This is a genomic window from Chryseobacterium sp. II3a (assembly GCF_057815135.1).
The window spans coordinates 579052-603034 of record NZ_JBYPZJ010000001.1; the positions used below are offsets into that span (position 1 = coordinate 579052).

At 36.3% G+C, this 23983-nt stretch carries 29 protein-coding genes; 14 read left to right on the plus strand and 15 right to left on the minus strand.

Going from position 1 to position 23983, the window contains the following annotated elements:
• The first annotated feature begins 101 nt into the window (after positions 1 to 101).
• From ureG to AC3HD6_RS02675, 6 genes are all read left to right on the plus strand, one after another.
• Positions 102 to 740, plus strand: coding sequence for an urease accessory protein UreG (ureG, locus tag AC3HD6_RS02650; RefSeq protein WP_047094673.1), 639 nt, complete (start codon positions 102 to 104; stop codon positions 738 to 740).
• Positions 741 to 1529 (plus strand): urease accessory protein UreD, encoded by a 789-nt coding sequence (locus AC3HD6_RS02655; protein ID WP_488894936.1) that lies wholly within the window; start codon positions 741 to 743, stop codon positions 1527 to 1529.
• A 281-nt stretch (positions 1530 to 1810) separates the two neighbouring features.
• Entirely contained in the window at positions 1811 to 2512 is a 702-nt protein-coding gene (locus tag AC3HD6_RS02660) for a hypothetical protein (RefSeq protein ID WP_089737129.1), read from the plus strand.
• Positions 2513 to 2720: 208 nt separating this feature from the next.
• Complete coding sequence (locus AC3HD6_RS02665) at positions 2721 to 3608, plus strand: urea transporter (RefSeq protein WP_488894937.1); 888 nt, start codon at positions 2721 to 2723, stop codon at positions 3606 to 3608.
• 168 nt (positions 3609 to 3776) lie between these two features.
• A complete protein-coding gene (locus AC3HD6_RS02670; RefSeq protein ID WP_488894938.1) occupies positions 3777 to 6023 on the plus strand; it encodes a TonB-dependent receptor in 2247 nt (748 codons plus the stop codon).
• Between the two features lie 125 nt (positions 6024 to 6148).
• A complete protein-coding gene (locus AC3HD6_RS02675) occupies positions 6149 to 7036 on the plus strand; it encodes a helix-turn-helix domain-containing protein (protein ID WP_068944093.1) in 888 nt (295 codons plus the stop codon).
• Between the two features lie 297 nt (positions 7037 to 7333).
• Here AC3HD6_RS02675 and AC3HD6_RS02680 read toward each other — a convergent pair whose 3' ends face one another.
• From AC3HD6_RS02680 to AC3HD6_RS02690, 3 genes are read right to left on the minus strand one after another with little or no spacing between them, the layout of a single operon-like run.
• A complete protein-coding gene (locus tag AC3HD6_RS02680) occupies positions 7334 to 8440 on the minus strand; it encodes a DNA topoisomerase IB (RefSeq protein WP_488894939.1) in 1107 nt (368 codons plus the stop codon).
• A 9-nt stretch (positions 8441 to 8449) separates the two neighbouring features.
• On the minus strand, positions 8450 to 8617 hold the full coding sequence (locus tag AC3HD6_RS02685) for a phosphatidate cytidylyltransferase (protein WP_082811257.1): 168 nt from the start codon (positions 8615 to 8617) through the stop codon (positions 8450 to 8452).
• A 24-nt stretch (positions 8618 to 8641) separates the two neighbouring features.
• Entirely contained in the window at positions 8642 to 9079 is a 438-nt protein-coding gene (locus AC3HD6_RS02690; protein WP_488894940.1) for a DUF6526 family protein, read from the minus strand.
• 302 nt (positions 9080 to 9381) lie between these two features.
• On the opposite strand from AC3HD6_RS02690, the gene AC3HD6_RS02695 reads away from it, so the two are divergent.
• The 4 genes from AC3HD6_RS02695 to AC3HD6_RS02710 all read left to right on the plus strand — a co-directional run bounded on the left by AC3HD6_RS02695 (position 9382) and on the right by AC3HD6_RS02710 (position 13859).
• Positions 9382 to 11151 carry an aminopeptidase P family protein gene (locus AC3HD6_RS02695; protein WP_488894941.1) on the plus strand — a complete coding sequence of 590 codons (1770 nt, stop codon included), beginning with the start codon at positions 9382 to 9384 and terminating at the stop codon, positions 11149 to 11151.
• 486 nt (positions 11152 to 11637) lie between these two features.
• Positions 11638 to 12204: a Crp/Fnr family transcriptional regulator gene (locus AC3HD6_RS02700; RefSeq protein ID WP_488894942.1), complete on the plus strand. Its 567-nt coding sequence runs from the start codon at positions 11638 to 11640 to the stop codon at positions 12202 to 12204.
• 54 nt (positions 12205 to 12258) lie between these two features.
• Positions 12259 to 13284 carry a saccharopine dehydrogenase family protein gene (locus AC3HD6_RS02705; RefSeq protein WP_488894943.1) on the plus strand — a complete coding sequence of 342 codons (1026 nt, stop codon included), beginning with the start codon at positions 12259 to 12261 and terminating at the stop codon, positions 13282 to 13284.
• Complete coding sequence (locus tag AC3HD6_RS02710; protein ID WP_488894944.1) at positions 13281 to 13859, plus strand: NAD(P)H-dependent oxidoreductase; 579 nt, start codon at positions 13281 to 13283, stop codon at positions 13857 to 13859. Before AC3HD6_RS02705 ends, AC3HD6_RS02710 begins: the two co-directional genes overlap by 4 nt.
• A gap of 77 nt (positions 13860 to 13936) precedes the next feature.
• Here AC3HD6_RS02710 and AC3HD6_RS02715 read toward each other — a convergent pair whose 3' ends face one another.
• The 3 genes from AC3HD6_RS02715 to AC3HD6_RS02725 form a co-directional block, all read right to left on the minus strand.
• A complete protein-coding gene (locus AC3HD6_RS02715; protein WP_488894945.1) occupies positions 13937 to 14659 on the minus strand; it encodes a siderophore-interacting protein in 723 nt (240 codons plus the stop codon).
• 127 nt (positions 14660 to 14786) lie between these two features.
• On the minus strand, positions 14787 to 15650 hold the full coding sequence (locus tag AC3HD6_RS02720) for an AraC family transcriptional regulator (protein WP_488894946.1): 864 nt from the start codon (positions 15648 to 15650) through the stop codon (positions 14787 to 14789).
• Positions 15651 to 15728: 78 nt separating this feature from the next.
• Entirely contained in the window at positions 15729 to 16364 is a 636-nt protein-coding gene (locus tag AC3HD6_RS02725) for a LysE family translocator (RefSeq protein ID WP_488894947.1), read from the minus strand.
• 191 nt (positions 16365 to 16555) lie between these two features.
• On the opposite strand from AC3HD6_RS02725, the gene AC3HD6_RS02730 reads away from it, so the two are divergent.
• From AC3HD6_RS02730 to AC3HD6_RS02745, 4 genes are all read left to right on the plus strand, one after another.
• Entirely contained in the window at positions 16556 to 17263 is a 708-nt protein-coding gene (locus tag AC3HD6_RS02730; protein WP_488894948.1) for a hypothetical protein, read from the plus strand.
• A gap of 67 nt (positions 17264 to 17330) precedes the next feature.
• Complete coding sequence (locus tag AC3HD6_RS02735; RefSeq protein ID WP_488894949.1) at positions 17331 to 17894, plus strand: hypothetical protein; 564 nt, start codon at positions 17331 to 17333, stop codon at positions 17892 to 17894.
• Between the two features lie 104 nt (positions 17895 to 17998).
• On the plus strand, positions 17999 to 18628 hold the full coding sequence (locus AC3HD6_RS02740; protein WP_488894950.1) for a sensor histidine kinase: 630 nt from the start codon (positions 17999 to 18001) through the stop codon (positions 18626 to 18628).
• Positions 18629 to 18631: 3 nt separating this feature from the next.
• Positions 18632 to 19300, plus strand: a complete 669-nt coding sequence (locus AC3HD6_RS02745; RefSeq protein WP_488894951.1) for a response regulator — start codon at positions 18632 to 18634, stop codon at positions 19298 to 19300.
• A 2-nt stretch (positions 19301 to 19302) separates the two neighbouring features.
• Here the strand turns inward: AC3HD6_RS02745 and AC3HD6_RS02750 are convergent, their stop codons facing one another.
• The 9 genes from AC3HD6_RS02750 to AC3HD6_RS02790 form a co-directional block, all read right to left on the minus strand.
• Positions 19303 to 20160, minus strand: a complete 858-nt coding sequence (locus AC3HD6_RS02750) for a hypothetical protein (RefSeq protein WP_488894952.1) — start codon at positions 20158 to 20160, stop codon at positions 19303 to 19305.
• 91 nt (positions 20161 to 20251) lie between these two features.
• Positions 20252 to 20518, minus strand: coding sequence for a RebB family R body protein (locus AC3HD6_RS02755; RefSeq protein WP_488894953.1), 267 nt, complete (start codon positions 20516 to 20518; stop codon positions 20252 to 20254).
• 88 nt (positions 20519 to 20606) lie between these two features.
• On the minus strand, positions 20607 to 20873 hold the full coding sequence (locus tag AC3HD6_RS02760) for a RebB family R body protein (RefSeq protein WP_488894954.1): 267 nt from the start codon (positions 20871 to 20873) through the stop codon (positions 20607 to 20609).
• A 98-nt stretch (positions 20874 to 20971) separates the two neighbouring features.
• On the minus strand, positions 20972 to 21238 hold the full coding sequence (locus tag AC3HD6_RS02765; RefSeq protein WP_129055567.1) for a RebB family R body protein: 267 nt from the start codon (positions 21236 to 21238) through the stop codon (positions 20972 to 20974).
• A 78-nt stretch (positions 21239 to 21316) separates the two neighbouring features.
• Complete coding sequence (locus AC3HD6_RS02770; protein WP_129055569.1) at positions 21317 to 21583, minus strand: RebB family R body protein; 267 nt, start codon at positions 21581 to 21583, stop codon at positions 21317 to 21319.
• Positions 21584 to 21836: 253 nt separating this feature from the next.
• Positions 21837 to 22088 (minus strand): hypothetical protein, encoded by a 252-nt coding sequence (locus AC3HD6_RS02775; protein WP_488894955.1) that lies wholly within the window; start codon positions 22086 to 22088, stop codon positions 21837 to 21839.
• 27 nt (positions 22089 to 22115) lie between these two features.
• Positions 22116 to 22487: a hypothetical protein gene (locus AC3HD6_RS02780; protein ID WP_488894956.1), complete on the minus strand. Its 372-nt coding sequence runs from the start codon at positions 22485 to 22487 to the stop codon at positions 22116 to 22118.
• A gap of 41 nt (positions 22488 to 22528) precedes the next feature.
• Positions 22529 to 23341 (minus strand): hypothetical protein, encoded by an 813-nt coding sequence (locus AC3HD6_RS02785; RefSeq protein ID WP_488894957.1) that lies wholly within the window; start codon positions 23339 to 23341, stop codon positions 22529 to 22531.
• A 1-nt stretch (position 23342) separates the two neighbouring features.
• Complete coding sequence (locus AC3HD6_RS02790) at positions 23343 to 23966, minus strand: hypothetical protein (RefSeq protein WP_488894958.1); 624 nt, start codon at positions 23964 to 23966, stop codon at positions 23343 to 23345.
• Positions 23967 to 23983: the final 17 nt, after the last annotated feature.

Below are 23983 nucleotides of genomic sequence, written 5' to 3' on the forward strand. Positions count from 1 at the left end.
GTGAAACGCCCTTGCGATCTCAAAATATTCCCAATCAATCAAAAAACTTAGCGCTCTTAGCGTTAAAAAAATTAAAACAAATAAAGTAAAATTTAGAAAAAATGGAAAACAGAAAATATATAAAAGTAGGAGTAGCAGGCCCTGTGGGATCAGGAAAAACCGCATTATTAGAACGTTTAAGCAGAAAATTGTTCGGGACTTACGATCTTGGTGTCATTACCAATGATATTTATACGAAAGAAGATGCCGAATTTATGGCTAAAAACAGTCTTCTTCCTCACGACAGAATTATTGGAGTAGAAACAGGAGGTTGTCCTCACACTGCAATCCGCGAAGATGCAAGTATGAACCTTGAAGCAGTAGACGAGCTGGCTGCACGTTTCCCTGAAATTGAATTGGTACTTATCGAAAGTGGAGGTGATAACCTTTCCGCAACTTTCAGTCCGGACCTCGCTGACGTTACTATTTTCATTATTGATGTTGCAGAAGGAGAAAAAATTCCAAGAAAAGGAGGCCCTGGTATTACAAGATCAGACTTATTAATCATCAATAAAATTGACCTTGCCCCTTACGTAGGAGCCAGCCTTGAAGTAATGGAGAATGATGCCAGAAGAATGAGAAAAGGGAATCCTTTTGTTTTCACCAACCTTAAAACAGATGAAGGATTGGATAAAGTAATCGGATGGATCAAGAAATATGCTCTTTTAGAAGAAATTGAAGAACCGAACTTAGTAAGATAAATGGACAGTCGTTTAAAAATTATTGCAGGATTTAAGGGAGGAGAATCATATGTGAAGGATCTTTACGTTTCGCTGCCTTTCAGAGTAGTTTCTGTAGGACAGAGAAAAAGTGATAAGAAACTCTATCAGATGGTGATGAGCTCCTCTCCGGGAATTCTGGATGGTGACCACTACCATTTGGATGTATCTCTTGAGAAAGGATCTTCCCTTCAGCTTCAGTCGCAGTCGTATCAGAGGCTTTTTAATATGCAAGATAAAGCTGTTCAGGAACTGAATGTAATAATGGAAGATGAAACCTCTTTTGCTTATGTTCCGCATCCTATAGTTCCCCATGAAGATTCGAATTTTAAAAGTAAAGCGAATGTTCATATAGGGAACAACAGTCAGATTATCATCAGTGAGATTATTACCTGCGGAAGGAAGCATTATGGAGAGGTTTTCAAGCTGAGACGTTTCCAGAACCTTATGGAAATCTATCATAACAATAAATTGGTAGTAAAAGATAATGTGGTGATCCAACCGGACCTGATCCCAATCAGCAGTATTGGTAATCTGGAACAATATACTCATCAGGGAACTTTGATCTTCTACAGTACAAAAGAAAATGTAGATAAAAACGGGCTGATTGAAGAGATTGTTGAAGCTGCAGTCCAGCATATTGAAGAGATGGAAGTAGGAGTATCAGCAATGGAAGATAATGGATTTGTTGTAAGAGCCTTAGGGCATGGTGGAGAATTGATGTATAACTTTTTCCTTTATGTGCAGGAAATTCTTTGGTCATTGGAGTAAAAAGAGGTTAGGCTAGAGCCTTGTCAAGGTTTTAAACCTTGACAAGGCTGGAACTGGAAGAAAATAGTCTTTAACATACATTGTCACCCTGAGCGGAGTCGAAGGGTGCTGATTAAGACAAAGTTTAAATAGCTAAGGCTTTATACACAATCATCAGCGTAATCTCCAAAATCTGCGAGAGCATATAACAAGCGGGCTTTAGCCCGCACAAATAAAAAGAACTCCTCCATTGGCTTTAGCCAAAACATAATAAGAACCTGAAACAACAGAATTAATAGAAAATGGACAGTACAGTTTGGGCATTACTTTTAAGTGCCGTTTCAATAAGTTTTATACATACGGCCTCAGGACCGGATCATTACCTGCCTTTCATCGTGATTTCAAAATCCAAAAAATGGAGCGGAATGAAAACCGCAATATTAACAGTGGTTTGTGGACTTGGACACGTTCTGAGCTCTCTGATTCTCGGTTTTATTGGAGTGTTTTTGGGCTGGCAGCTGAATAAAATCTCCTGGTTTCAGGATATCAGAGGAAATTTCTCAGGATGGGCATTGCTGATTTTTGGGGGAGTTTACTTAATCTATGGACTTATTCAGGCGATCAGAAATAAACCACACAAACATTTTGATGTCATGGGTGATGATGTCTATGTATATGAACACAATCATAGCGAGGTGGTGATGCCTCAAACAAGGATAAAAGTAACGCCGCTTGTTCTTTTTATGATCTTCGTAATGGGACCAAGTGAACCTTTAATCCCTTTATTATTCTATTCGGGAGTTAAACATTCTATGTCTGAAATTGCCGTTTTGGTAACTTCATTCACTGTAACTACCGTTTTGACAATGCTGGGAATGGTTCTTTTGGGACGCTATGGTTATTCAACATTATTTAATACTGAGAAACTGGAAAGATACATGGGGGTGGTAAGTGGTGCTGTGGTAACAGTCTGCGGAGTCGGGATGGTCTTTCTGGGATGGTAAGCGGGGTTTGAGGGTTTTAGAGTAGGAGAGTTTGAGAGTCTTAGGGCTGGATAGTTTGAGAATGAAACTGTTTAAAGTTGTCATTCTTTCCCTAATAATTAGCAACTCATCATTCATTTGCGAAGCAAAATTGACTATTGACTTTTAAACCTGCAATGTCTCTCATCTTTATCCAATATCTCCAATCAATAATACAATTAAAAAAACTATGAACGAATTTTTCAAAAAACTACCTTTTTTAGATAATATTTTAAAAGGAATCGGACAGATTATGCTCCAGGAAAACAGATGGACCGGCCTTCTGTTTCTGGTAGGAATCTTTATGGGAAGCTGGCAGTGTGGAGTAGCGGTTTTACTTTCAACAGCAGCCGGAACCTTTACCGCGATGAAGCTTAAATATGCTCAATCTGAAATCAATGCCGGATTATATGGGTTCAGTGCCGCGCTTGTAGGAGTAGCATTGGCCTTTTTATTCGAAACAACAGCCTTGATTTGGGTGCTTATTATATTAGGGGGTTCATTGGCTGCGGTTATTCAGCATTTCTTTATTCAAAAGAGAATTCCGGTTTTTACCTTTCCCTTTATTGTGATTACATGGATTCTTGTATTTACTTTGCATCATTTTACACATATTCCTCCCTCTGCTATGTTGAGCGCTGAGGTAATCCCTTCAGAATATGATGATTTTCTTACCTGTACCAACGGTTTTGGGGAAGTCATATTTCAGGGAGGTGTAATTTCAGGAATAATATTCTTTCTGGCTGTGTTTATCAGCTCACCGATTGCCGCTTTATATGGATTAGCCGCATCTATTTTGGGAGCAGGGCTATCACAGATGAATGGAGAGCCAATCAAAGAAATCCACATGGGACTATTCGGATTCAATGCAGTGCTTTCAGCCATAGTGTTTTCAGGAGTTAAAAAAACAGATGGCTTATGGGTACTAATTGCCGTCCTTTTAACCATTATTATCGATGATCTTCTCATTGATAATCATTGCCTGGATGCAGTAGGTGGAGTATTTACTTTCCCATTTGTAGCCGGAACATGGATTACCCTTTTAATTCAAAAGGTATTTCTTAAAACTAAAGGATAGGCTTGGTTTGAGGGTTCTAGAGTTTGAGAGTAAGAATGTTCAAGGTTTAAAGTTTAATGTTGCCATTCACTTGCGAAGCAAAATTACTATTGAAATGTAAAATTAAAACGTCTATCATCTCTCCGTCTATTATCTCGTATCTAATTTATAATGTAACTAAAACAAAAAATGAAAATAACTAAAATAGCAGCCGCTTTTCTTGTCATGACATTCAGTGGAAAAATGATGGCGCAGGAAACAGAAAAGAAGCTGTTAATCAAAGATGCAGAAGACAAATTTCCGATTGCAGATGTATTGGTAAAATATGACCACGGTAATAGCCATACACATACAGGAACTGATGGTACTTTCGCTATTCCTGTAAAATCACTTCCTGATACCTTAGTGATCAGCCGCCAGGGATATGATGAGGTAAAATGGGTAGTTACCAATGATGATGATAAAAACAAAGTTATTTTTTTACAGCATAAGCCATTTCAGATTTCGGAAGTAGCGATTAATCACAGCTCTTTTTTATCAGCTATTACAAAGGTGGATCTGAATAAATTTCCGGTGAACTCAGCGCAGGATTTATTGAGAAAAGTGCCGGGGTTATTCATTGCACAGCATGCCGGAGGAGGAAAGGCAGAACAGCTTTTTTTGAGAGGATTTGATGCTGATCACGGAACAGACGTAAGTGTGAATGTAGACGGAATGCCGGTGAATATTGTATCTCACGCCCACGGACAGGGATATTCTGATCTTCACTTTGTGATTCCTGAAACAGTAAACAATATTGATTTCGGAAAAGGAGCTTATTATATGGATCGTGGAGACTTCAATACTGCCGGATATGTAGATTTTCAAACTTACGGTGGACTGAAAAATAGCATGATTAAACTTGAAGGCGGTTCGTTCAATTCAAAAAGAGTCATGGGAATGTTCAATATTCTGCATGATGATCTGGGAAGAAAAAACGCCTATATCGCTGCTGAATACAATTATACAGATGGTCCTTTTGATGTAAAACAGAACTTCAACAGGGTGAATATTTTCGGAAAGTATAATCAATGGCTTACGGATAATGATTATTTCAATATTCAGTTTTCAACCTTCAATTCTTCATGGAATGCTTCCGGGCAGATTCCGGAACGTGCAGTGGATGAAGGAATCATTGGCAGATGGGGAAGTATTGACCCTACTGAGGGGGGGAAAACTTCCAGAACAAACCTTCAGATGAATTTTAAGCATATCATTTCTCCTTCTGAGCAGATTGATGCAATGGCTTTCTATTCAAAATACAATTTCAATCTGTATTCTGATTTTACGTTTTTCTTGAAAGATAAAGATCACGGCGATGAAATTCAGCAGACTGATGGAAGAAATATCTACGGTGCAGAAGTTAAATACACGAAAAGCTTCTCTCTTTCTAACAGTTCATTGAATTGGACTTCCGGAATAGGGGTGAGAAACGATGATATCAATACCTTACAGTTGAATCATGTTTACCACAGAGACATGCTGCTTGACAGATTATCTGATGTAAACGGAACAGAAACGAATCTTCATGCATACTCAGGGTTGGTTTGGAAAACCGGTAAATGGACGATTAATCCAGCATTGAGAGTAGATCATTTTATTTTCAATATGCATAATCTGCTGGATCCTGAACAATTACCTTCCGGACAGTCGAAAGAAGCAACCAGAGTAAGTCCTAAACTGAACTTTTCCTATGCTCAAAGCGATAATGTAATGTGGTTCCTGAAAACGGGGATGGGATTCCATTCTAATGATATGAGAGTAGTGGTGACCAATCAAAATGAAAACACCCTTCCATATTCTATTGGCGCTGATTTCGGAGTAAGATTACACCCGTTCAAATCGTTGATTATTACTCCAGCAGTATGGTATATGGATCTGCAACAGGAATTTGTTTATGTAGGAGATGATGCTGTAGTAGAACCGTCCGGAAAGTCAAGACGTTTCGGGGCAGATCTGGGAATCCGTTTTCAGCCATTGGAAAACTTTTATTTGAATGCAGATATCAATTATTCTCATGCAAGATTTATTGAAGAAGAAAAAGGCCAGGATTATATTCCACTGGCGCCGGTAGTGACCAGTACAGGATCTGTAAACTGGGATTTCCTGAATGGGTTTTCTTTAGGTCTTCAGTACCGTTATCTTGGTGAAAGACCTGCTGTAGAGTATAACAGTATTAAGACAAAGGCTTATTTCGTTAATGACCTGATGTTGTCTTACAACCGTAAGAAGTGGGGAGCTAACATTCAGGTCAATAATCTTTTCAATGTAAAATGGAACGAAGCTCAGTTTGCTACAGAAACTCAGCTGAAAGGCGAACCAGAACCTATCACAGATCTTACCTATACACCGGGAAGCCCATTTGGAGTAAGAGTTGGGGTGTATTACAAGTTCTAGAGTGGGAGGGTTTGAGAGTAATAGGTTGATGCGCTATTTTCAAATTCACTCATTGTCAAATTTTCAAATTCTTCTGACTCTACTTTATAAATTTTGTCTAACTTTAATTTATCATAATATCGGATATGGAAGTATTATCCAATTTTCAATACAAAAAACTTTTTCTACCGAATATTACGGAGAAAATATTAGCCAACAATGCAGATATACAGCTTTACCGGATAGAGAATTACCTCAAAGGGATTCTGATGCCCGTGATACCATACCGTACCACGTTTAACTTTATTATTTTCGTTACGAATGGACACATTAAACAGTATCTTGAAAATAAGGAATATCACGCTGAAAAAGGCGGTGTAATCTTTATTAAGCAAGGAACGATTACTGCTACCGTAGAACTTTCTGATGATATTGAAGGCTTTTTCCTGGCTTACGAAAATAATATCCTTTCTGAGCAGGAATTGCCTAAACATAAGAGCAGTATTTTCTTCATGACTCCTTTCCTGAACCTGGACAGTCTGACCTATGGAACGATTACCCAGCTTTTACCCATCATGGAACAGGAATTATGGCTGAATAATCTGAATATTAATGACGTTGTAGTCACCATGCTACACCTGATTCTTATTAAAATGCTGAGTACAGATTCTGATACCCATCATAAATCTGCCACTCGACCCATGGAACTATCCCTTCAGTTCCGGGATCTTTTGTTTAAATATCATGTGGGAGAAAAAAGGGTGGCTTTCTATGCTGATAAATTATCAGTAACAGAAAGTTATCTGAATAAATGTGTGAAAAGTGTCACTCAAAAATCACCGAAACAATGGATCAACGAGATTGATATCAATTACAGTAAAGCATTACTGCACTCCAGTAAAGATATTGCGGAAATTGCCTATGAACTGAACTTTCATACAGCATCCCATTTTACCCAGCTTTTCAAAAAAATTGCAGGGATCACCCCGAAGGAATACAGAACTCAGTTTTTGAGCAATAGAGTGACAGGATAAGGTAAAGGTTAGAAGCTAGAAGATGGAGGATGGGAGTTTTTGTAGCCTGAAGAATCGACTGTTGGTTCCTTAACAGGTTTATTTTTAAAATAACATAAGTATTACAGTTTTGTAAACACCATCAATTATTTAGTTATTATGCCCTGTCATTCTGACGAAGGAAGAATCTGATCCACATTTTTAAACTCTTCCTTTGTCAGAATGATAATAAAAACCTCAAATAATTAGAATGCCGTTTAGAAAAATATCGTGTGATAGTACTTCCAGCCTCAAGCTTCCTTCTTCCAGTCAAATACTTTACAACTTCTCATTCTCCAACATTTTAATCACCAGCTTCTCCTCTTGGGTCAGGTCGGCTTTTCCATCATTTTCTTCAATAATTTCCAGCTCGTCAAAATATTTCTTGATGGTATTGTTCTCGTAAAGATTGATGACTAAAGGATGGACATAATATTTTCTGCAGACCGTATTGGTATTTCCCAAATGTTCAGCAACGATGTCCAACGCTTCTTTTACATTCTTTTTATACTGAGTGTCATTTTCAGCATACCCGATTTCTTTAAATGCAATCAAAGCATTTACCGTTCCTGACCAGGTTCTGAAATCCTTGGCTGTGAAATCTTCACCACTTATTTCCTTAATATAGTCATTCACCATTCCGGAGTCTATGGAATGCCGCTTTCCTTCATCATCCAGATATTGAAAAAGCTCTTTGCCGGGAATATCTTTACATTTCTGTACAAGTCTTGCCAATCTCTTACTTCTGAGATCCACATGATGCATAATACCTTTTTTTCCTTTGAATGAAAAAGTAATTTTTTGCCCTTTTATTTCAACATGCTTATCCTTCAAAGTAGTAAGTCCGAACGAACCATATAGTTTCTCATAAATAGTATTGCCGATACGGATATTCGTTCTTTGCATAAGACTGACGATCAGAGCGAGAATTTTCCGCTTTTCAAAATTTCTTAAGGCAAGATCCTGCTCAATATGAAGTCTTATATTTGGTAACGCATACCCGAACTGAAGCATTCTATAGAATTTTGTATGATTTCTCAAAGCACTCCATAAAGGGTGATAACGGTACTGTTTCCTTTTTTTGATATCAAAACCTGTGGCCTGGAGATGTCCATTTTCTAAAGCACAAATCCATACATTTTCCCACGCAGGGGGAATGACAAGTTTATTGATTCTTGTTATTTCATCCTTATCACGGATTTTTTCTCCATCCTTATAATAAGAATACTTCTTGCCTGTTTTTTTACGAGTGATTCCGTCAGTTTCTGCATCGGTGGTATAAATGAGATGTACCGCCTTTGCAGAAGCTTCCGGATCCTTCATGATTTTAACAATCTTTGATGGTTTCAGGTGAGAAATAATTTCTAAATCTGTATTCTTCTCCATAGAAAATGGTTAAGAGTTTTTACCCTTCGAAAAGATCAGTAAAAGAATCACTACAATTACACAGACTAAGAAAATTCCCCACCACATGCCGGCTTTAAAGATTGTTCCTACTGCTTCACAACTTGTTAATGTCAACAAACTTAATATTGTTATACTGTATAAGCTCCATTTTTTCATAGGTGTATATTTTGTTGGTGTCAGTTAAATTCGAAGCAGGTCAGGCTTCCAGTTTTTGATAGATTTTTTGATCTCATCTCCTGAAATATTCTCGTGAATTGCCCTGTACAAAAGCTCCTTAAATTCATCATCATAGGTAAATCTTAAGGCTGCAATCTGGTCAAACCTTAATTTTTCAACCGTTTCATCAGATCTTCTATTAAAAATTTCAAAATACCGCTGTCTAAACTCAAGAATCACGATACGATTTTGAAGTCCTAATGCATAATGCTGTCTGGTCATAAATGCCAGATAAAAAAGCAGAAAAATCACCATTGAAAATAAAATCCAGATCAGTTGGTTACCAGGATCATCCCAGATTTTATAGATTCCTAAAATCTCCAAAACAATTAATAAAGGGAGATAAATAAAATGATGAGGTGGATAAAATTTTCTGTGGTTATTGTAGTTCTGCTGTTTCATAGGTGTAATGTAGCAATAATCTTTCCATAAATTTATTATTTTAATAAAAAATCATATTTTATGGTATGGATTTTACCTTTTTTTAAAAATTATATAGTAAAATGAACCTTGTTATCTAGGTATGTATGGTTTAAATGAGTTTTTATTTAGGTATATAGACTGGAGTATTAAAAAATTATAGGATCTCCTTGTCTTCGGTTAAAATTCATAAAAAAATAACATATCATTAGGAAAAATAGGGAATTTATTTGATCCTTAGACTTCAAATTTTTCGTAACTTTCGGTGTTTAAAAATGAAAAGAATGACTTCAAAGGAAAAAGTTGCTGCGCTTCGTGAAGAAATGCAGAAAAATAATGTTGATGCATTTATAGTATATTCTGCAGATCCACACATGAGTGAGTACCTTCCCGAAGAATGGCAGGAAAGAGCATGGCTGTCAGGATTTTTAGGTTCTGCCGGTTTTGTGGTAGTTACGAAGGACAAAGCTGGGCTTTGGACAGATGGAAGATACTTTACACAGGCTGCTATTGAGCTGAACGGTTCAGGCATCGACCTTTTCAAAGAAGGAATAGAAGGAACTCCTAATTATATTGATTGGATCATTTCTGAAATTCCGGCAGGAGGTAAAGTGGCTGTCAATGCTTTAGCAGCTTCTAATGCTAACTGGGAACTCCTATCTCAAAAATTGAATTCAAAAAATATTACTCTTGCTGATATTCCTCTTTTAAAGGAGGTTTGGAAAGAAAGAGGAACACCATCTGCTAATCCAATCTTTGTACATCCTGTAGAAAGGGCCGGAAAATCTGTAACTGATAAACTTTCTGCAATCCGTCAGAAAATGGAAGAGCAGGAAGCAACAGTTCACATTATTTCAAGTCTTGATGATGTGGCGTGGACATCCAATCTGAGAGGAAGTGATGTACAGAGCAATCCTGTATTTTTAGGATATATTGTGATCACCAAAAATGATGCAGTCCTATTCACTGGTCTTGAAAAACTTGAAGTAGAGGCAAGAAAACAAATGGACGATTCTTTCGTGAAAATGATGCCTTACGAAGAATTCTATAATTATCTGAAAGCTTTCAAAAATGAAAAAGTTTTAGTTTCTCCAAACAGTAATCAGCAGATTTTTGAAACGTTAAAAGCAGATAACCAATTTATCAAAGCTCCCGTGCCAGGAAACCTGATGAAAGCTCAGAAAAATGAAACTGAGTTGGAAGGTTTCAGAACAGTAATGGTAAGAGATGGTGTAGCGATGGTAAAATTCCTTTACTGGCTGACTCATAGTGCAGGAAAAGAAGCTATGAACGAATATTCTATCGGTGAAAAACTGAGAGGATTCCGTGCTGCTGGTGAAAACTTTGTGGGCGAAAGCTTCGGTTCTATTGTTGGATATAAAGACAATGGAGCTATCATGCACTATTCTGCTAAGAAAGAAGGAAGTAAAGAGGTAACGAATGAAGATACGATCTTAGTAGATTCAGGAGGTCAGTATCTTGAAGGAACTACAGATATTACAAGAACTTTTGCATTAGGGACTCCTTCTGATGAGTTTAAAAGAAATTCTACATTGGTATTACAGGGACTGATCCGTTTATCTATGGTGAAGTTCCCAAAAGGTACAAAAGGAGTACAGCTTGATGCTATTGCAAGACTTCCGCTGTGGATGGAAGCAAAAGACTTCAACCACGGAACAGGACATGGAGTAGGAAGCTTCATGAATGTTCACGAAGGTCCGCAAAACATCAGAAAAGACTTAAATCCTCAAGAGCTTCTTCCGGGAATGGTGTTGTCCAATGAACCTGGATATTATCTCGAAGGGCATTACGGAATCCGTCATGAGAATCTTATTGCAGTAAAAGAAGCAGAGAAAACAATTCACGGAACCTTCTACGAATTTGAAACATTAACGTTCTGCCCATTTTTTAAAGATACTGTAGTAAAGGAAATTCTTTCAGAAAGTGAAATTGCATGGTTAAACGATTACCATAAAACATGTGAAGAAAAACTGGCTCCTCATTTGGAAGGAGAAGTGAAAGAATGGTTTTTACAACTGGTAAGCCCATTATAAGAAACTAAAATCAATGTTGAAGAACTTTAAACCCAAAACATTGAACTTTAAACTTTAAAAATATTAAACAAAATAATTGTTAGATCAGTAAAAGTCCTGTAAGTTGTCTTGCAGGGCTTTTTTATGTATACAACCGTATTTTTACGGAGAAAATTCTGGGGATTCTCCTGATGATGGGAAGTAGCGGTCTATTTATCTTTGCAACAACAAAAACACATCATTTCATATTTTCATATAATAACAATTGGAACGATCATCCCGCCTTGGGATGATTTTTCATTGTTGGAAGCAGGAAATTATGAAGGCCAAAGAACAGATATTATTTTACTTTTCAAATAATTTATAGTGACCAAAAGTAATTATATCATTCACCGTAACTTCCAACCTCCTTCTTCCACCTTCCATCCATTTCATCTTAACTTCCTTCGTTCAGGTTTAGTTTTGTAATAAGTTTTATTTATTTTCGCATATTAAGAAATCCAACCCATGATACATGATTTTTTTCGGAGTTTTAATCTGTTTTCAGAAGATGAAATTGAAACGTTTCTGAAGCTTTTTGAGATCAGGAAAGTCAGCAAGAATGAATATTTTATTCAGGAAGGTGAAAAATGCAGAGAAGTGGCATTTATACGATCAGGGATTTTCCGTTCTTTCTATCTTTCTGATAACGGAAAAGATATCACCTATTGTTTCAGGTTTCCCAATATGATGATGGCTGCTTATTCATCATTTATTTCCGGCTGTCTTAGTAAAGAAAGTATGCAGGCGATTACAGATGCAGAACTTTTGATTTTGAAGAAAGAAAAGATGGATACTTTGATTCAGGATCATCTCAACTGGACGAAATTTTTAAAAATGATTGCCGAACAGGAATATCTTGAATTGGAAAACCGTTTTTTCCAGCTTCAGAGAGACAGTGCAACCCAGCGTTATGCCGCACTTCTTAAAAACTATCCGGATTATATTCAGAAAATCCCGTTACAGTATCTTGCTTCTTACCTGGGGATTACACAGCGGCATTTAAGCCGCATCAGAAAAGAGATTTCTTTTTAGACATTTGTCCTGTTGATTGGTTGATAGGCTCTATAATTTTGTCAAAAAAAATAGATGGAGCACAATATTCTGATTATAGGCGGAAATGGATTAGTGGGTAAAACAATTGTCCGTATTTTACAGACGAGAAACCCTCATCTCAATATTTTTATTGGCGGACGTAGAGGTGGAAGTACAGGAAGACATCTGGCCATTGATGTTACGGATCCCGGTTCTTTTCAGGTAATTACCGATAACAAAATAAACCTTATTATTCTTTCAGTGAATGATAAGTCTGATCATATCCTCAAATATGCCATTGAAAATCATATCGATTATCTGGATATCACAAAACCAACTCCGGATCTGGTAAAGGCTTATACTATTGCCGGAAAATCGGAGATCAACAGCAGGATTGTTTTCAGTTCCGGCTGGATGGGGGGAATTGTTCCGGGACTGGTCAATGCTCTTTCAAAAGACAATGCAGATGTTCAGGGTGTAAAGCTCTTTGTATATTATTCTGTAAAAGATTTGGCAGGGGAGAGTTCCGCTCATTTTATGGCAGAAAATGTTGCTGTTCCTTTTCATGATTATAAAAATGACCAGCCTAATTCTATCAGGCACTTTTTAAATACTGAAATTTTTGATTTTTCTTTCGGGATTGGAAAGAGGAATGCCTACAATTTTGATGTTCCCGATCTGTACATCTTAAATAAGGTTGAAAGAGTTCCTAATGTGAGTGTAAAGATGACCTACAGCTCAAAATGGATCACCTGGCTTCTTGGCAGTTTTCAATATATCCGGCTTTTTGATATTTTATCCTTAAAAGAAAGAAGAAAGATCTTTGGGACCAGTGGAAATGGAGATCAGGCGGTCTTTGAAATTCTTGTATATGATAAAAACAGCCATAAAAAACTGAGCCTGCAGAGTACAAAAGGGCAAGCCGAATTAACAGCTTTATCAGCAGTTTTACACACCGAAGAATTACTGAGAAATCCTCATGAAAATAATGTGTATTTCAGCCACCAGCTGCATGAGCCTTTATCATTACTGGCACAGCTTAATGCCTATGAAACAATTAATATCAACATAGCACAATGAAAAAAATAGTCATAATCAATGGACATCCGAATAAAGAATCTTTCAATTTCGGTGTTGCAGAAGCATATAAAAACGGAGCCATAGAAGCAGGAGCAGAAATAAAAGAAATTATCATTGCAGATCTGAAGTTTAATCCGAATTTACAATTTGGATATCAAAAAAGGATGGAACTTGAACCGGATTTGCTGAAGGCCTGGGAGGTTATTCAGTGGGCGGATCATCTGGTATGGGTACATCCTGTTTGGTGGGGAGGCTTACCCGCCTTGATGAAAGGTTTTATAGACCGGCTTTTTCTCCCGGGATTAGCTTATAAATACAGAGAGAATTCTTTATGGTGGGATAAGCTTTTAAAAGGAAAAACAGCCCATATCATTACAACAATAGATCAGCCGGGCTGGTATTATCGTTTGATGTACGGAAGACCAAGTGTGAATCAGCTTAAGGTATCAACACTGGAGTTTTGTGGAGTAAAGGTGATGAAAGTAACTTATTTGGGGATTATCCGGAATTCTAATGAGAAGCAAAGGGAAACATGGTTGAAGCAGGTAAAATCTTTGGGACAAAAACTAAAATAGAATAATATTGAATAAAAATAGAGGTTGGAAACTCTTACAGGGATCTGTTTTATAAGAGTTTCCTCCTTCCTATCTTTTTACAGTCCTTTTCTCCCCTCTATCCAATACGCCTGCGATCTGATGCATCTAGACGAGACGCCTTTAGATTTAAGAAATTTTCTTATCAGTGACATCCGGGTTCCGTTCCCGGTAAGATAAAAAACAGCATCATCATTGTAGATGGCTTCTTTTTCTTCTCTCAGAAAGTCAGTTAATGCTTCTATGATTCTCATCGTGCTGTTTTTGGGACTATGATAACCATATAAATTAAGATTTTCTAATGCCTGAGCTTCTTCAAGCTCATGAAGACAAATAAATGAAGAACCACATTCTTCAACAGCTTCTTTGATGGAAAGTGAACTTCCTAAAGAAGTTTCATCTCCTATTGAGAAATGGATTTTTGCATCTGGTTCAAAAAAGCGTTTTCCTCTGGGTATTAAAATTTTTATAGAATCTCCAATGGATAAACCAGCTGTGAAGAGACTCCCCGCCGAAGAATTATTATGAATATGAAATAAGACTTCAAACGTTCCTGCTTCTCTGTTGAAATTGAAAGGCGAGTAATTGCGAAAATCTCTTTCGTTAACTCTGATTCCTATAGCGTACGCGGGTTCAAATTGAATATCCTGTAAATCGGTTTCAAAACGTATAAGGCGAAGCGTTGGAGAAATGTTTTCTATATGAATAACTTTACATTCTTTAAATTTTGAGGACCATACATTTTCTACTGTATCATTGATCCATTTTGGTAAACTTGGCATAAATAATTTTTACTGCAAAGAAAGCTTCAAAATTAAAATATACCGATAGCTGTTTCATGGGAATGGTTGGATAATTCGTGGTATGAGCGATAGGATGCCTAAATACAATGAAGAAAATAATGTGAAGCTATCTGTTGATACTTCTGAATTCTGAAGGTGACTGATCTTCCATTTTTGAAAACAAACGGCTAAAATAGGTGTGGTCATTATACCCTAATTCATAAGCAATTTCCTTTACTGTAAGGTGGGTAAATACGAGTAAACGCTTAGCCTCAATTAAAATTTCCTGATGAATCCAATGTTGTGCAGGTTTACCCGTTACTTCGCGAATTGATTCGGTGAGATATCCCCTTGAGATATTGAGCTTCTCTGCATATTCAGATGGACTTTTCATGGTTTTGTAATTCTGGCGTACCATGATTTTGAATGCTCTTGTCAGTTGTAAAGAGCGGTTTTCGCCAGATGCTTGAGAAGAATTCTCTTTTGAATAGATAAAAGCAAACATTCCTATAAACGCATGAAGCAGAGATTGAATTACTGAAAAACCTTCTTTGGAAGCCAAAGTTTCTTCGTTATAAAAAGAATGTAGTATAGCAGCTGCATTATTAAATTTTTCTATCCATGATTTTCCCATCGTCAGAGGATATATTCCTTCCAGAGATTCCTCAAAAACAGAGCGTACATTATCCGGAACCAGATCAGATTGTATGGCGACAAACCATCCGTTCACCTTATCCATTAAAAGACCTTGATGCACCTGTCCTGGTAGCACACAGAAAATAGTAGAATCTTTAGCTTCAATAGTATTGAAATCAACCATCATTCTTACATGTCCGCTTTCCATGAAAGTAAATATATAGTGACTGTCACGATGTATTCCTTTATCCATAAGAATATTCTCTGCATGATAGGTATGCTGATCCATTCTTTTGATATGAAAGCGGTGTTTGGAGATATCACTCAGATCGTAGGTAGGAATAGAATGCTTCATGTTTTGGAAACTGGTTTTACAAAACTACAATAATATAGAAGATCTGCTTTACTTGTTTTTTAAGAAGTATTCAGATCATTACTTTGCTTTTGAAAATGCCATTTTCACAGCTAGATAAGTAAGTATACTTGCCATAAACCATTTTTGTATCTTAATCCAGAAAGAATTATTGGCAAAGAAGCGGGCAACTTTGGCAGCAGTTAATACAATTAAAAAATTAACACTAAAGCTTACAAACACTTGAACAACACCAAGCTCCAGGCTCTGAGTGAGTACAGAACCATATTCTGGCTTGATGAATTGAGGAAAAAAAGAAAGATAAAAGACAGCAACCTTTGGGTTCAAAACATTTGTTAAAAAACCAATAGTAAAAAGCTTTTTCGGACCATCATGTGAAGTGTTTTTGTCAACATCAAAAATATTTTTACTATTAGGTTTGATGGCCTGATAAGCGAGATACAGAAGATAAACCGTGCCGATGGTTTTAAGAACTGTATAGGCAAACGGAACAGCCAGCAATACAGCTGTTAACCCAAATGATACCATAATGATGTGAAACAAGAATCCACATACCACGCCCATTAAAGAAATAAAACCGGACTTTTTCCCTTGAGTGATTGATTTTGAAATTAGGTAAATCATATTCGGTCCCGGGCTGATCACCAAGATAAGTGCTGCCAGGATAAAGAATGAAAGATCTTGAAGTGGGATCATTAATTTTTATGCAAATGTCTTGCTTCTTAGAATCATTTACAATACATCAATAAAATTATTTGAAAAATAAATTATGGGGTTTGCTGTTTTATATCAAAATACCCACTTATTCGTGATATAAATAAATGTAAATACTTTTTTTTGTAAATTTCAACAAATAAAACATTTACTATTTACAAATAACTAATGCTATGACTATTGAAAAAATTTACCAGGCCTTAAGAAAATGGAAAGCTTTGATCGATGCTTACATGAGCGGAAATAAAGAAAGTAAGGGTGAAATTATGAGATATCTTAATCAGGGGACACACTTTTCAGTTGATGAGTCGGAGATTAAAGAATGGACAAAGCTTTTGGAAAATACAGACGATAAAAAAAAAGCCATCCATGCCTATGTGGGAATAGATGAAGACCAACTTAAATTTTTTCTGATTGATTCCCACAGTGACTATTATGCAGAGTTTGGGAAGATTTTTATAAAACCTTTTTCTCATGGATCTCCGGATGAAGCCATAGAAAAAGTTCCAATAGTTACAGCCTATCCTCCTATTAGTTCGGAATCAGCGATCAGTAGAAATTTTACATTTAATATGTATTGTAGTGACTGGATAGATGTGCAAAAGGAAGGACAATTTTTTCAGGTAATTAGGATTCCTTTTAGTGATTATAATAAACTTGATCTTAAGGAAGGAGAATCATGTGTGTGTTTTTTTGGTTTAACCAATAAGATCCTTGAAAATACCCCCATCTCCGATTATCATATAGAAATAATTACTGTAAAGGATATAGGAATAGGTCAGATGAGCCAGTTTGCTGAAGATTATTCTACGCCAAGACCTCCATTTACCAATGACTCCATTGAATATCAACTTTTACAGAAGAGTAATGTTTACATATAATACATTGTCATTTTATTTGCAATTTGTTATCAATCTCACCTTATTGATCGGATTGGTTATATTGCTAATGAAGGATAAAAGATCAAATGTATTACTATTGATATTTTTTTTCGGAGAACTGTTGTTGGAAGTTTCTGATTTTGCAGACCGTCTTCTGGATTGGCATACCATTAATATTTTTAATTATCCGCTAAGCCAGTTTTTTGGTTTGCTGATGATCACGGCCATTTATGACCGATATTTTTTTTCAATAGGAAAATCATTGAAACTTGCAATCTGTGTTTTTGCTGTTGTCTTGCTGATATTCAACCTTGTGTATAGGCAGAACATTCATTCAGCTACTTTTTATTCCAATGTGATTACGAGTGCTATTCTGTGTAGCTTTGCCGCCTATTATTTCCTGTACATCATTAAAAAAGGAAATATTCATAAAATATTATTTGTGACCAATATATGGGTGTTTTTATTTTTTTCTGTTGAATGTCTGATTTCTACAACGTTTAATTTTCTGATCAATAATTATCTGAAATGGGTAGCTCCCATTTGGTTATTTAGAGGGATTCTGCTATTTTCTTTTTATATTTCTTTTATCAACCTTGGATGTTATACCCGGAAAATGAAAGTACTATAGTGTTATGGATATGGATTGGTATAGGAATCTTATTCTTAACGACAGCCTTTATTATTGTATTGGTTATTCATTATTTTGAGCAGGTTAGGAAGAATAAAAGAAAGATGATACAGCTGGTTCGGAATGCAGAAGCTGAATGTTGGGAAAGTATTCATTATTTGCAGGAAAGAGATAGAGAGCGGTTGTCGGAAGAGCTTCATGATAATATTATTTCCCAACTGAATATAATCCGGTTAAACATTAATACCAGAAATGGTAAAGAATTAAATTCAGACTTAAAAAGATCCATGCAGCTGATTCGGGAGCTGTCTCACAATCTTACTCCACCAGATTTAAGTGAAATAGAGCTCTCTGACTGTATTGCCGATTATCTTGTACAGATCAGTAAAGAGGTTGAAGTCTTATATGTTAAACATACAGAACGGGACGTTTTGATCAGCAGCACAGTTAAGCTGAATCTTTTCAGAATTGTACAGGAACTGATAACGAATATTCTGAAACATGCTTTTGCTACTGAAATTACAGTTCTCTTGAGGGTTTCAGTGAAATACCTGAGTCTGGTTGTAAAGGACAATGGACATGGATTTCCGGTGGGAAAAAATGATATAGGAATTGGACTTAAAAATATACAATCGCGAAGCAGACGGATCAATGCAGTTTATAAATTTAAAACCAAACCTGAAAACGGAACTCGATGTATTGTTTTCTTAATGTTACATGAAACTAAAATATAAACTATGAAAATCAGAATAGGAATAGTAGATGATGATTTACTTTTTGTACAGCTTTTAAAAAACTATCTCGAAAGCGATGCACATTATGAAGTAGTACTCACTTCAAAAAGCGGCAATGCATTTCTTCAGCAAGTTAATATTCTCCTGGATGTTCTTATTTTGGATCTGAGAATGAATAATGGAGACGGACTGGAGGTTTTATCAGCATTGCCCTCACTTCAGAGCGGGATCAAAACCATTGTGCTTTCAAGTTTCTACAGACGCTCTTTTATGGGACAGATGCTGAAAATGGGAGTTCATGCTTTTTTACCAAAAGAAATTGAGCTGGATGAGCTGTCTGCTGTTATTCACTCCGTATATCATAACGGACATTACTTCTCCAGCGAGCAGATTGATGTGATGAGAGGACAGTTATCTAATAAGCTTCCTCAATTTCATGCTTATTCAAAAGACGACCTTACAGAAAGGGAAGTAGAAATCATCAGGCTGATCTGCCAGCAACAAAGTACTAAGGAAATCGCTGACAACCTCTTTATTTCTCCTAAAACGGTGGAAACACATAAAACGAACCTAATGATCAAGACCTGTGTGAAAAACATGGCAGGATTGGTTATTTATGCTATTCAGAATGGCATTGTGGATGCTGCCGAGATTGTTTTATTGGATAAATAATATTACGTTTGATGTACAAATATATTAATCCCGTTTTTTAGTTTCCATTTAAAAATAGGTTCTGCAAATATCTCGTTGAGATAGGCGAAATTACCATATCCTTCGCCAATCACTTCAATAAAGATATAATCTCCTTCTTTGAAAAATCTCATCGTAACAGTTCCGGGAATATCTTTATTATGCAATAAATGACCTGGTAATGTTTCATTGATAATTTTATGATGTTTGGGATCATTGATCGTTCTAACATTTCCCAAGAAAAAGGCATTGGCGGTTCCATTGTTTTCCCTGCCTGCAAAAAATAGACTGTTTTTTCCCTTGAACGCTCCCGGAACAGTACATCCTATACTTGCTTCTTCGGCAAAAAAGCTGAAAGCATTCTTTTCTGTGATGATTTCGCTAGCCTTACAAACCTTCAGGGTAAATTCGTATCGATGGTATCGGGCATTAATCTTACAATCCATTGCACTCCATATATTACGGGCCCATCTTGCTAAAAAAAATCCTCTTTCATCCTTATCTTCAAGAAGGAGAGGATAAGATGAAATAATATACAATAGATACTGTAATAATTTCTTACATGTCTTTTTTTGTGAAGGTCCAGAGCTATGATCATGAGTTTTTTTGAACAATGCTTCACAGCTAGGTATGTTGAATTGGGAGTTCTTTGGAAATAAAGAACTATACATTTTATTATTCTGGAGCGGAAAAGAAGATAGATGGGTGTTCTTTTCTTTGTCTTCGGGTGGTTGTGGAACAGTAGAAAATTTTTTTGTCAAGTAAATAGGATGACGTGCAGGGATAAGCATTCTATAAGAAGAGCGCATTTTTAATAGTTTTGAAGAGTACATTGTAAACATGTGTAATTTTTTATGAGTTAAAGAAATTATTAGGCTAAAAGAAAAAGGGAGAACTCTAACGTATTCTCCCATTTTAAAAACTTAAAAAACATTAAGAAGCGCTAAGCATTTTTGCAATCGCAATCGCGTCAGATACCGTATCTATACTGTAGATCTGCATCACACCCTGAGTAGTGGCTGCCTGTCCTAAAATATTCTGCTGGTTCTGTGCATTGACAGCGTTTTCGAACATGATTCCTGTAGAATGTGCTGCGGATTGATACACATTTCCTAAAGCTATTGCTGGTGACTCTGCAACTACTTTTACATTAGCTTGTGTCACTGCATCTGTGATTTGTTGGTTAACTGTTTGTGCCATGATATTAATTTTTTTGAGAGATTAATCCCGTTACTACTTTTATCTATGAAGTGTTGCTTATTTGGGGTAAAATAACCTCAGAACTGAATTAGGATGCTCCTAACATTTTAGCAATTGAAATGGCGTCCGAAATAGTATCAATACTATAGATCTGCATAACACCTTGAGTAGTGGCCGCCTGTCCTAAGATATTCTGCTGGTTCTGTGCATTTACTGCATTTTCAAACATAATTCCTGTAGAGTGAGCAGCAGATTGATACACATTTCCTAAAGCCATTGCCGGAGCTTCTCCTACTACTTTCACGTTAGATTGGGTAACGGCATCTGTAATTTGTTCGTTGACTGTTTGTGCCATGATTTTAATTTTTTAGTTTATATTAATAGTGATTGAATAGGTAAAAAAACAATCGGGAGATTACCCGATTGTAATCTTTCTTCTCTAATAAAGTTTCATTAGGAAGCGCTGAGCATTTTTGCAATTGCGATCGCATCAGATACAGTATCAATGCTGTAGATCTGCATTACGCCCTGAGTAGTAGCCGCCTGTCCTAAAATATTCTGCTGGTTCTGTGCATTCACTGCATTTTCAAACATAATTCCTGTGGAATGTGCTGCGGATTGATAAACGTTCCCTAATGCCATTGCCGGAGCTTCTGCTACAACTTTTACATTGGATTGGGTAACTGCATCTGTGATTTGTTCGTTGACTGTTTGTGCCATGATTTTAATTTTTTATGATGTATTGAATAGATGGCCAGGCTTTCTGGCCAACATTTTTTTGTAATGAAAGTATTTCTGTTAAGAAGCACTTAGCATTTTAGCAATGGAAATAGCATCAGCGACGGTATCCATACTGTAAATCTGCATGATTCCCTGGGTGGTGGCTGCCTGACCCAAGATGTTCTGCTGATTTTGTGCATTTACTGCATTTTCAAACATAATTCCTGTGGAATGTGCTGCAGATTGATAGACATTTCCTAAAGCTATTGCAGGAGCTTCTCCTACTACTTTTACGTTAGATTGTGTTACAGCATCTGTGATTTGCTGGTTAACTGTTTGTGACATAATTTTTAGTTTTTTGTGAGATTAGATCTCGGTTAATAATGAATATGTTGATTTTTATTTGTGTTTAAAAAAGGATGCAGTTGTACTGGAAATAGATCAGTACTATTTATTTGAGGTTTATAAAATACTGATAAGCTCTATTTCTTCAGGCATAATATTATAAGTGAAGAAAAATGTGACTAAAAAAACCATGTATATAGATTGAACCTGATTTTAGAGTAGAACCACATCCATATATTTTACTGATTGTTTTTTATAAAATATCAAACCTGCTTTTTCTAAAGGGTAAAGTTTCTTTATATCTTAATCTTTTCTCAGTCAGTTTTTTTAAGCCTGCGACAGCATTGCCTGTACTTATTTGAAAATCTTTTTGTTGATTCTGTACCGTTTGTTCATACATGATTCCGACGGAATGAGCATTCACTTGCATAGAAATAGCGGCTGGTACTGTTGATGACATTGCTACAATACCCGTATTGTTGATTTCATTTTGATAGGATTCCATAAATATTTAGTTTTGAGGTGATCGTACTTATTTACGAATGTTGGCCAGTTTTGCTTGTAATTTGCTTAGTCTTTCAGCAATCTTTATTTCTTGGGCTTTCACTTTTTCCTTGGAAATTTCCTGTAGATTTTTCAGCTGCTCATCATAATTGATAACAGATGGAACGGAATTTTGTGAAGAAGTTTCCTGTTGCTGTTGTTTTACGGCTTCTTCCAGTTTTTCTAATAATGGAGCTAGAGATTTAAGAGTTTCCTTAGTCGCTTTCTCCTTGATGTACTGAATAATTTCATCTTCATGGGAAAGAATATCTGGAAAAGATATCTGATTTTGTTGATCAGCATCGGAAGTAGAAGTCTGCGCTTCACTCTGAGATGCATTGGATTCATCGTCTGTATTCATTATTTTATTTTTAAGGTTAATAACAAAATGTTTATACTCCGCTAAAGAAGATAGTCTATAAAAGCACTTGCTCCTGTCCAGTCCTGATTCAGATTTCTGATGACATTACTCCCTACAATTTCAAGGGCTATATTTCCTGAAATGACATTGGCAGAAAGTAACTCTTTCAGTGAATCAAGTGGTAACTGCAGAATATAATCTTCAGAAAGCAAAGGAAGTGTGCTGTTGCCGGCTGAATTTTGATTGATTACAATCTGAAGAATTTCCTGGCAGTAATGGGCAATAAGTCTTGCTCCCTGAAATTCTAGTTCCCTTTTTAATTCTATCATTTCAGCTGAGGTAATGAGGTCTGAAATTGCATTCACATCTACTTCATGAGTAGAATACAAGGCTTCTCCGGTATTGGATGGATTGATCGTAATATCCGTTTTTAAAAGATAAGTTGCTTTTTCAAGATTCACAGTAACAAGAGGGAAGTCTGCTTCCTGGTCTGCAACATCACTTAAAGTATTGAGTGGAAGAATTCTCAAATTACAATAAAACGTTTTCTGATCATCCAGTTTAATCATGATAATTGCAATACCCGTTGATTTATCTTTTGTCTCTATAGCAAATGATTGATAAAGTGGGTACTTTTTGTTTTTGTTGACACAGTTTACAAGCCGTATTGTAGGGGTGATATTAATATCAGAGGTTTGCAGGTTGAATACTACCCGGTTAGTATTATTATCAGGTTTTTTTATACTGAAATAGGCTGTATCATTATCCCTTTGGAGAAAGAAACTCTCATTAAGTTCTTCTAAAGATCTTAAATTGAATATTTGAGCAGGTTTGCTGTCATTTGAGTAATTCATATCATATTGATTTTAAGGTATTAAATAGTTTTGAGATCAGGTTTTGTTTAGATTCAGAAGCCTTATTTTCCCCGGTGGGAAATTCAGGCTCATCATAAGCCGATTCTTCAGATGCTTCATCATTAATCTCAGAGGTCATGTTTTTTTTTTGAGAATCTTCTTGTGAAAGATCCAGTGAAGCTGCAGGTGAAGGCGAGGACATATTGCTGTTGACTATCGGGGTGGGCGCAGGGAGACTGAGAGCTGTTATTCTGGTTTTTACTTCAGCATAATCACTGATAATTTTGAAAAGATCTTTCATCACTTCATTCCCTTTCCCAACATCTTGAAAGTCATTTTCGGAAGATTTATCTTTATGGAGAGCATCGGGATCGTGGTGATATTTTCCATAAGTCAGCATGTTATTAGCTAATCTGCTGACAGCGATTAAACTTAATTGCTCAAATCCTTTCAGGAAAGATTGAAGATCCTGCATCATCATTCCAGTAGCCTGATCAGTCATTATCTTTGAAGCACCTGTTATTGGGGTAGTTGCTGGTGGAGTTAATACTTCACCGTTAACAAAGACTACAGATTCCTCAATGGGAGTGTTGGCCTGTACATCTGTATTTTGGGTTGTATCCATATTCTTTCATTTTTGAA

What these genes read in the sequence shown, in the direction of transcription:
- AC3HD6_RS02745 (WP_488894951.1), top strand. Translation starts at nt 18,632, where the DNA reads ATGAAAATCAGAATAGGAATAGTAGATGATGATTTACTTTTTGTACAG.
- AC3HD6_RS02760 (WP_488894954.1), bottom strand. Translation starts at nt 20,873, where the DNA reads ATGGCACAAACAGTCAACGAACAAATTACAGATGCCGTTACCCAATCT.
- AC3HD6_RS02770 (WP_129055569.1), bottom strand. Translation starts at nt 21,583, where the DNA reads ATGTCACAAACAGTTAACCAGCAAATCACAGATGCTGTAACACAATCT.
- AC3HD6_RS02665 (WP_488894937.1), top strand. Translation starts at nt 2,721, where the DNA reads ATGAACGAATTTTTCAAAAAACTACCTTTTTTAGATAATATTTTAAAA.
- AC3HD6_RS02780 (WP_488894956.1), bottom strand. Translation starts at nt 22,487, where the DNA reads ATGAATACAGACGATGAATCCAATGCATCTCAGAGTGAAGCGCAGACT.
- AC3HD6_RS02715 (WP_488894945.1), bottom strand. Translation starts at nt 14,659, where the DNA reads ATGCCAAGTTTACCAAAATGGATCAATGATACAGTAGAAAATGTATGG.
- AC3HD6_RS02690 (WP_488894940.1), bottom strand. Translation starts at nt 9,079, where the DNA reads ATGAAACAGCAGAACTACAATAACCACAGAAAATTTTATCCACCTCAT.
- AC3HD6_RS02680 (WP_488894939.1), bottom strand. Translation starts at nt 8,440, where the DNA reads ATGGAGAAGAATACAGATTTAGAAATTATTTCTCACCTGAAACCATCA.
- AC3HD6_RS02695 (WP_488894941.1), top strand. Translation starts at nt 9,382, where the DNA reads ATGACTTCAAAGGAAAAAGTTGCTGCGCTTCGTGAAGAAATGCAGAAA.
- AC3HD6_RS02740 (WP_488894950.1), top strand. Translation starts at nt 17,999, where the DNA reads ATGATACAGCTGGTTCGGAATGCAGAAGCTGAATGTTGGGAAAGTATT.
- AC3HD6_RS02660 (WP_089737129.1), top strand. Translation starts at nt 1,811, where the DNA reads ATGGACAGTACAGTTTGGGCATTACTTTTAAGTGCCGTTTCAATAAGT.
- AC3HD6_RS02720 (WP_488894946.1), bottom strand. Translation starts at nt 15,650, where the DNA reads ATGAAGCATTCTATTCCTACCTACGATCTGAGTGATATCTCCAAACAC.
- AC3HD6_RS02750 (WP_488894952.1), bottom strand. Translation starts at nt 20,160, where the DNA reads ATGTTTACAATGTACTCTTCAAAACTATTAAAAATGCGCTCTTCTTAT.
- AC3HD6_RS02775 (WP_488894955.1), bottom strand. Translation starts at nt 22,088, where the DNA reads ATGGAATCCTATCAAAATGAAATCAACAATACGGGTATTGTAGCAATG.
- ureG (WP_047094673.1), top strand. Translation starts at nt 102, where the DNA reads ATGGAAAACAGAAAATATATAAAAGTAGGAGTAGCAGGCCCTGTGGGA.
- AC3HD6_RS02685 (WP_082811257.1), bottom strand. Translation starts at nt 8,617, where the DNA reads ATGAAAAAATGGAGCTTATACAGTATAACAATATTAAGTTTGTTGACA.
- AC3HD6_RS02730 (WP_488894948.1), top strand. Translation starts at nt 16,556, where the DNA reads ATGACTATTGAAAAAATTTACCAGGCCTTAAGAAAATGGAAAGCTTTG.
- AC3HD6_RS02755 (WP_488894953.1), bottom strand. Translation starts at nt 20,518, where the DNA reads ATGGCACAAACAGTTAACCAACAAATCACAGATGCAGTGACACAAGCT.
- AC3HD6_RS02725 (WP_488894947.1), bottom strand. Translation starts at nt 16,364, where the DNA reads ATGATCCCACTTCAAGATCTTTCATTCTTTATCCTGGCAGCACTTATC.
- AC3HD6_RS02735 (WP_488894949.1), top strand. Translation starts at nt 17,331, where the DNA reads ATGAAGGATAAAAGATCAAATGTATTACTATTGATATTTTTTTTCGGA.
- AC3HD6_RS02655 (WP_488894936.1), top strand. Translation starts at nt 741, where the DNA reads ATGGACAGTCGTTTAAAAATTATTGCAGGATTTAAGGGAGGAGAATCA.
- AC3HD6_RS02700 (WP_488894942.1), top strand. Translation starts at nt 11,638, where the DNA reads ATGATACATGATTTTTTTCGGAGTTTTAATCTGTTTTCAGAAGATGAA.
- AC3HD6_RS02670 (WP_488894938.1), top strand. Translation starts at nt 3,777, where the DNA reads ATGAAAATAACTAAAATAGCAGCCGCTTTTCTTGTCATGACATTCAGT.
- AC3HD6_RS02705 (WP_488894943.1), top strand. Translation starts at nt 12,259, where the DNA reads ATGGAGCACAATATTCTGATTATAGGCGGAAATGGATTAGTGGGTAAA.
- AC3HD6_RS02785 (WP_488894957.1), bottom strand. Translation starts at nt 23,341, where the DNA reads ATGAATTACTCAAATGACAGCAAACCTGCTCAAATATTCAATTTAAGA.
- AC3HD6_RS02675 (WP_068944093.1), top strand. Translation starts at nt 6,149, where the DNA reads ATGGAAGTATTATCCAATTTTCAATACAAAAAACTTTTTCTACCGAAT.
- AC3HD6_RS02790 (WP_488894958.1), bottom strand. Translation starts at nt 23,966, where the DNA reads ATGGATACAACCCAAAATACAGATGTACAGGCCAACACTCCCATTGAG.
- AC3HD6_RS02710 (WP_488894944.1), top strand. Translation starts at nt 13,281, where the DNA reads ATGAAAAAAATAGTCATAATCAATGGACATCCGAATAAAGAATCTTTC.
- AC3HD6_RS02765 (WP_129055567.1), bottom strand. Translation starts at nt 21,238, where the DNA reads ATGGCACAAACAGTCAACGAACAAATCACAGATGCAGTTACCCAATCC.